The organism is Xanthomonas pisi DSM 18956 (genome assembly GCF_001010415.1).
GTDB lineage: Bacteria > Pseudomonadota > Gammaproteobacteria > Xanthomonadales > Xanthomonadaceae > Xanthomonas > Xanthomonas pisi.
The window spans coordinates 1-7,199 of sequence record NZ_JPLE01000107.1; the positions used below are offsets into that span (position 1 = coordinate 1).

The window sequence follows — 7,199 nt, forward strand, 5'->3', positions numbered from 1 at the left end:
CCCGCAGGCGGGGGGAGGGAGTCGGGGGGGTTCGGCCAGTCACGCAGGATGCGGGAAAATCCTGCAGCAACCCGCTCCCTCTCCCGCCTGCGGGAGAGGGCTGGGGTGAGGGCAACAGCCCCCCATCCGCCCTTCGGGCACCTTCCCCCGCAGGCGGGGGAAGGGAGTCGGAGGGGTTCGGCCAGTCACGCAGGATGCGGGAAAATCCTGCAGCAATCCGCCCCCTCTCCCGCCTGCGGGAGAGGGCTGGGGTGAGGGCCACAGCCCCCCATCCGCCCTTCGGGCACCTTCCCCCGCAGGCGGGGGAAGGGAGTCGGAGGGGTTCGGCCAGTCACGCAAGATGCGGGAAAATCCTGCAGCAACCCGCCCCCTCTCCCGCCTGCGGGAGAGGGCTGGGGTGAGGCCAACAGCTCCCCCATCCGCCCTTCGGGCACCTTCCCCCGCAAGCGGGGGAAGGAACTCGGGGGGGCAGCCACTCAGAGGTGACACGATGATCGACCTGCCCCGCCGCCGTTTGCTGCAAGCCGGCCTGACCAGCGGCGCGGCCGCACTCTCGCCCAGCATCGCGCGTGCCGCGGCCATCGCGCCGGACCGGCGCAGCGGTACGCTGGAGGACCTGCAGCATGTGGTGATCCTGATGCAGGAAAACCGCGCGTTCGATCATTACTTCGGTGCCCTGCCCGGCGTGCGCGGGTTCGGCGATCGCTTTCCGATTCCGGCCCCGCCGCTGCCGGGCGCGCCCTCGCGCACGGTGTGGCTGCAACCCAGCGAAGACGGCATGCAATGGCTCACCCCGTTCGCGCTGGATACCGCCGCGCACTTCGGCTTCATGCGCGTCAAGGGCACGCCGCATAGCTGGCCGGATGCACAGCAGGCCTGGGACCAGGGCCGGCTCGGGCACTGGGCGGCGGCCAAACACAATCACGCGCTGGGCTACTACGGACGCGCGGATATTCCCTTCCAGTACGCGCTCGCCGATGCGTTCACCATTTGCGATGCGTACCACGCCTCGATCCAGACCGGCACCAATTCCAATCGCGTGTTCCTGTGGACCGGCGGCAACGATCCGCAGGCCCGCAATGGCGGGCCGGTGATCGGCAACTCGCACGACAACTTCCCGGAGCTGGGCGGATTTGGCGAGTCGTATCGCTGGACCACCTATGTGGAACAGTTGCAGCGCGCGGGCGTGTCCTGGCAGATCTACCAGGACATGGCCGACAACTTCACCGACAACCCGCTGGCCGGGTTCGAAGCGTTTCGGCAGGCCTACCGCAGCGCGCCTGGCCACGATGCGCAGTTGCGCGCGCGTGGCATCAGTACGCGGGGCGTGGAGCAGCTGCGCGCGGACGTGCTGGCCGGTCGGTTGCCGTCGGTGAGTTTTGTCATTGCCGATGCAGCCGGCAGCGAGCATCCGGACCCATCCAGCCCGGCGCAGGGTGCGGCCTACACCGCGCGCGTCCTGGATGCGCTCACCGCCGACCCGCAGGTGTGGAGCCGCACCGCTTTGCTGCTGATGTTCGACGAGAACGACGGTTTCTTCGATCACATGCCGCCACCGGCGCCGCCATCGCCGGACCCGCGTACCGCTGGCGAGTTCGCCGGCGCCTCCAGCATCGCCACCGACGACGACTACCATCGCCAGCCTGCACCGGGTGAGCAGAAAGTGGATCTGCCCGACCTGCGCGGCCGCCCCTACGGGCTTGGTCCGCGCGTGCCGCTGTATGTGATCTCGCCGTGGAGCCGTGGTGGCTGGGTGGATTCGCAGGTGTACGACCACACCTCGGTACTGCGCCTGCTGGAACGGCGGTTTGGCGTGCAGGCGCCGGAGATCACACCATGGCGGCGTGCGGTGTGTGGCGACCTGACTACGGCGTTCGACTTCCGTAACGCAGATGCACGCCGGTTCGTCGCATCGCTGCCCGATGTAGGCGATGCGGCAACGCGTGCAGCGGCCCTGCGCGAGCACACGCTGCCGCCGCTGCCGGCCACCTTGCAGCCGCCCGCGCAACCCTTCGGCGTACGCCGTTCGCGCGCCGTGCCCTATCGCCCGCGGGTGCAGCTGGCCTATCTGCCCGAGCGTGGCGAGGTGCGGCTACGCATGACCAACAGCGGCGCGGCGGCGGTGCTGCATGTCTACGACCGCTACGACCTGGCGGCGATCCCGCGCCGCTACACGGTGGGCAACGGCGCCACGCTGGACGGCGACTGGACCACCTACGACGGCCGTTACGATCTGTGGCTGGTCGGCCCCAACGGATTTCATCGTCACTACCGTGGCGACCTGAGCACTGCATTGCTGCTGGCCGACATCACCCAGGCAGCGGATGACCCGGCAGCGCTGTCGTTGTCGTTGCACAACGCCGGCACCACGCCGATCCAGATCGCGCTGCAACCGGCCGCCTATGCGCAGGCGCAACCACGCGAGCAATTGCAGCTCGCGGGCGGCCAGACATGGCAACGCAGCTGGAAGGCCGCACCCAGCGGCGGCTGGTACGACCTGTGGATCGAACACGACGGCGCAAGCCAACGCCTGGCCGGGCGCATCGAGACCGGTGCAGACAGCGTCAGCGACCCGGCCATGGGTGGGCCGGCGCGGCTGCAGCAGGACCGGCCCGTGGTGATCGGCGAGCTGGGCTGAGCCCTGCGGCGCGGCATGCGGTGCGTGCGCACGTGGCTGTCGGGCCGGCCGTCCTGGGCATCGTCGCGCTCAGCGCGCGTCGGCCGCATCCAGCATGCCGATCGTCCCCAACCAGGTTTCCACCAGATGCGGCCATTGCGCGATCGGCAGTGCGCCCGCGCGCAGACCGAACGCGTGCCCGCCTTCGGCATAGAGATGCATTTCTGCCGGTACGCCAGCCTGCTTGAGCGCCACATAGTAGGCCAGCGACTGACTCACGCCATCCACCGCATCGTCCTCGGCCTGCAGCAAGAAGGTCGGCGGCGTTTGCGCGGTGACGGTGATGTCCGGCCGCAGCGACAGACGAGTCGAATCGCGTGAGGCACGGTCGTCGTCCTCGTGCGCCCACAAATGGCCCGGATACACGGCGATAGCGAAATCCGGGCGACAGTTCACGCGATCGGCCGCATCCACCAGCGGATAGGCGCGTTCGGCGAAATGCGTGCTGGCTGCGGCCACCAGGTGCCCGCCGGCGGAAAAGCCCATCACCCCGACTTTGTGTGGGTCCACGCCCCAGGTCGCGGCCTGCTGGCGCACCAGACCCAAGGTGCGCTGCGCGTCCTGTAGTGCGGTCTGCACCTTGGGGTAGTAGCGATGACCATCGATCCAGGTCGGCCCGGAATTGGGGACGCGGTACTTCAGCAACACGCAGGTGATGCCGCGCGCAGTCAACCAGTCGCAGATCTCCGTGCCCTCCAGGTCCATCGCCAGCATCTGGTAGCCGCCGCCGGGAAACACCACCACCGCGGCGCCGGTGTTGTGCCCTTGCGCCGGATACACCGTCATGGTCGGCCGGCTGACGTCGTGGATGGCCGGCCACCACGGTTTGCCCGGACCGGGGCCGGCCGATTCCGACGTCGGATGCGGCACTGCATTGGGCACTGCGCCCGGCCAGATCGGCACCTGCACGTGCCCCGGCGTGGGTTCCCAGACGCGCGCCGGCGCACCGTGCGCGCACAGGCCCAAGACAATCGCACACGTACAGCACACGAACCGACGCATGGCGTGCTCCAAAGGGATCGACAGAACTGCAGTGAGAGGCACGCGGCGGCCGTGCGCCGCGTCGCCACCTGATCGGTCTTGTTCTCGACTGCCATGAAGCGTGCGCGACACACGGCCTGCGGCAGGCGAGAGATCGCGAACACCGCTAGCTGGCGCGCGATGCGCGTGTCGGCTACCAGGCCGCCACTGCCTGCGCCACCGCCTTCAACGCCGCATCGCGCGCAGCCTCGTCGACCTTCGCGCCATTCAAATACGTTGCCAGCAGCAGCGGCAGCCGGCCTTTCGGTGGCCAGAGGATGGCGATGTCGTTGCGGGTGTCGGTGCCGTTGCTGCCGGTCTTGTCGCCGATCTTCCAGTCGCGCGTGAGCCCCGCACGCAGGCAGGCATCGCCGGTGCGGTTGTCGATCATCCAGTCGGTCAGTTGCTTGCGCGAGGCAGGCTGCAGCGCGTTGCCGAGCAGCAGCGTGCGTAGCGTGGCGGCCATTGCGGCAGGCGTGGTGGTGTCGCGCGGGTCGCCTTCGGCATAGCGGTTCATTTCCGGCTCGTGGCGGTCGCTGCGGGTCTGGGCATCGCCGATGCTGCGCAGGAAGGCGGTCAGTCCGGCCGGCTCGCCGACCAGCGGGAACAACAGGTTGGCGGCCGGGTTGTCGCTGTAGATCATGGTGGCCCGGCACAGCTCGCCGACACTCAGCGAACCACCGACATGGCGCTCGGTCACCGGGGCATGCTCAAGCATGTCCGAGGCACGGATCCTGACCCGCTGCGCCAGCGTCAGTGTCCCCTGGTCCACCCGCTGCAACACTGCCGCAGCCAATACAAATTTGAAGGTACTGCACATCGGGAAGCGCTCGTCTTCGCGCTGCCCCAGGCGCCAACCGGTGGCGCTGTCGAGCAGGCTGATGCCCAGGCGGCCGCCGGTGCCACGTTCGATTTCCGCCCACTGTGTCCGCAGCACATCGTCCGCCGTCATCGCCGGGGTGAGCGCCCATGCGGGCCTGGACGCTGCAAGCAGCACGCCCGCGCCGGTTGCGTGCAGGAACTGTCGCCGATTCAACATGCGTCTGCCTCGTTGGGAGAGACCGCAGTATCCAAGTGGGCGAGCGGGAGCACCAACGCGATATTTCGATCCAAGGCATGAATTGAATTAATCTCTGGACATGCCACGCCCCCGCCTCCCGCTCAACGCCCTGCGCGCCTTCGAGGCGGCCGCGCGCCACCAGAACCTGACCCGCGCCGCCGGCGAGTTGTACGTGAGCCAGGCCGCGCTCAGCCACCAGATCAAGGCGCTGGAACAGCAGCTGGGCACCAGCCTGTTCCACCGCCTGCCACGCGGTGTGGCGCTCACCGACGAGGGCGCGGCGCTGGCACCGGTCCTCGGCGAGGCCTTCGACCGCATCGCCGCCACCCTGGAGCGCTTTGCCGACGGGCGCTATCGCGAGGTGCTCAGCGTCGGCGTGGTGGGCACCTTCGCCACCGGCTGGCTGCTGCCGCGATTGCCAGCGTTTCATGCCGCGCATCCGGATATCGAATTGCGCCTGTCCACCCACAACAACCGGGTCGACCTGGCTGGCGAAGGGCTGGATCTGGCGATCCGTTTCGGCGACGGCGACTGGCAGGGCCAGATCGCCCATGCACTGATGGAGGCGCCGTTTGCGCCGGTGTGCGCGCCCAGCATGGCGCGTGGCCTGCGCACACCGGCCGATCTGGCCCAGCTGCCGTTATTACGCTCGTACCGTCTGGACGAATGGCCGCAATGGTTTCGCGCGGCGGGCGTGGCCGAAGTCGCCGCACGCGGGGCGATGTTCGATTCGTCGTTGACGCTGGCCAGCGCGGCGGCCGCCGGTGCCGGCATGGCCTTGTTGCCGTTGCCGATGTTTCGCCAGGATCTGGATGCCGGGCGCCTGGTCTGCCCGTTCCCGATCCAGATCGACGCCGGACGCTATTGGCTCACCCGGCTGCGCTCGCGTCCGGAAGGCGATGCCGATGCGCGATTGCGCGACTGGCTGACAACGGAGCAACAGCGCTCCGGTTGAGCGAGCCCGACGCTGCGCTCAGCGGCGCGCGGATGCCGCGATCCCCTGCACCGCCACGCGGCGAAACGCCTCGTAGTGCGCCCTGTCGGCGAACCAGTGCGGGGCGAACAGCTCGAACAAGCGGTCGTTGTGATACAGCAGCAGCACCTGCTCGTTCTCGCGGTAGCGGATGTAATCGGACCAGGGCCGGCGCAGTCGCCCGTCTGCCCAGGTGATCTCCAGCCCGGTCTCGTCCCACGCAAAGGTGTAGGTATGCCGCAGCGCGGCCTGCTGTGCGTGCAGGCGTTTGATCTTCCGCGGCAAGCCCCAGACGTGCAACACCACCAGGCCGATCAAGCCGCCGCCCCCGGCACCGATCAGCATCGGGCCGATGATTTCGCCGGCCCCGATCAGTTGCAGCAACCCCGCCCCGATCAACAGCAGGACCACCAGGATCACGATCAACAGCTTGGCCGTCTGTCGCGCATGCAGGCGCTGCGCGGCCAGATGGTCTTCCAGACTGATGGTGGCGCTGATCATGTTGCCTACCTCCTTGTGCTCGGCCAGACGTGCATCGTAACGCCTGCGCGTTACGCGCCTTCGATCAACTCCATCCACGCCGCTTCGGCTGTGGCCAGCTGCTTCGCCGTCGCCTCGCGGTCGCGGCCCAGGACCGCCATCTTGTCGGTGTCGGCATAGTTCCCCGGGTTGGCCAGCTGGCGGTCGAGCTCTGCCAACGCGGCTTCCAGCTCGCCGACGCGCTTTTCGGCGCTGGCCAGCTTGTGCGGGTTGACGGCCTTCTTCGGCGGCAGCGGCTTGGTCGGCGGTGGCGGGGTCGGCGCCACTTCGGCCATCTTCTGCTTGGTGCCTTGCGCGGCCGGGCGACTGCGCAACCAGGCGGCGTATTCGTCCAGATCGCCATCGAACGGCTCGACCACGCCATCGGCCACACGCCAGAAACTGTCACAGACCAGGCCGATCAGATGGCGATCGTGCGAAACCATCACGATGGCGCCTTCGAAATCGCTGAGCGCCTCGGCCAGCGCTTCGCGCATTTCCAGGTCCAGGTGGTTGGTCGGTTCGTCGAGCAGCAGCACGTTGGGCTGCTGCCAGGCGATCAAGGCCAATGCCAGACGCGCACGCTCGCCACCGGAGAAGCCGTCCACCACTTCGAAGGCGCGGTCGCCGGCGAAATTCCATTTGCCCAGGAAATCGCGGAAGGCCTGATTGGAGCCATCCGGCGACAGCTCGCGGAAGTGATCCATCGGCGACTGGCCCTCGTGCAGCGACTCCACCGTGTGCTGGGCGAAGTAGCCGATGCGCAGGTCCGGATGCGCACTGCGCTCGCCGGCCAACGGGGCCAGCTCGCCCACCAGCGTCTTGACCAACGTGGTCTTGCCGGCGCCATTTGGACCGAGCAGGCCGATGCGGTCGCCCGCCTCCAGGCCGAAGCCGACGTCGTGCAGGATGACAGTGGCAGCGTCGCCCCCATCCGCCCTTCGGGCACC

6 protein-coding genes are annotated in these 7,199 nt (G+C 68.4%); 2 read left to right on the plus strand and 4 right to left on the minus strand.

Annotated elements, in window-relative coordinates:
- The first annotated feature begins 490 nt into the window (after positions 1 to 490).
- Positions 491 to 2,638, plus strand: a complete 2,148-nt coding sequence (locus Y887_RS16960) for a phosphocholine-specific phospholipase C (RefSeq protein ID WP_046965464.1) — start codon at positions 491 to 493, stop codon at positions 2,636 to 2,638.
- 69 nt (positions 2,639 to 2,707) lie between these two features.
- Here Y887_RS16960 and Y887_RS16965 read toward each other — a convergent pair whose 3' ends face one another.
- Complete coding sequence (locus Y887_RS16965) at positions 2,708 to 3,679, minus strand: alpha/beta hydrolase (RefSeq protein ID WP_046965465.1); 972 nt, start codon at positions 3,677 to 3,679, stop codon at positions 2,708 to 2,710.
- A 172-nt stretch (positions 3,680 to 3,851) separates the two neighbouring features.
- Complete coding sequence (bla, locus tag Y887_RS16970; RefSeq protein ID WP_046965466.1) at positions 3,852 to 4,736, minus strand: class A beta-lactamase; 885 nt, start codon at positions 4,734 to 4,736, stop codon at positions 3,852 to 3,854.
- Positions 4,737 to 4,836: 100 nt separating this feature from the next.
- Here bla and ampR point away from each other — a divergent pair, with 100 nt between their 5' ends.
- Entirely contained in the window at positions 4,837 to 5,712 is an 876-nt protein-coding gene (gene ampR / locus Y887_RS16975; protein ID WP_046965467.1) for a LysR family transcriptional regulator AmpR, read from the plus strand.
- 18 nt (positions 5,713 to 5,730) lie between these two features.
- Here ampR and Y887_RS16980 read toward each other — a convergent pair whose 3' ends face one another.
- Together Y887_RS16980 and Y887_RS16985 are read right to left on the minus strand one after the other, a co-directional pair.
- The gene (locus Y887_RS16980) at positions 5,731 to 6,231 is read right to left on the minus strand and encodes a YcxB family protein (RefSeq protein ID WP_046965468.1); all 501 of its coding nucleotides are present in this window, start codon (positions 6,229 to 6,231) and stop codon (positions 5,731 to 5,733) included.
- A gap of 50 nt (positions 6,232 to 6,281) precedes the next feature.
- A partial coding sequence (locus tag Y887_RS16985) for an ATP-binding cassette domain-containing protein (RefSeq protein ID WP_046965469.1) occupies positions 6,282 to 7,199 on the minus strand: 918 nt, incomplete at its 5' end.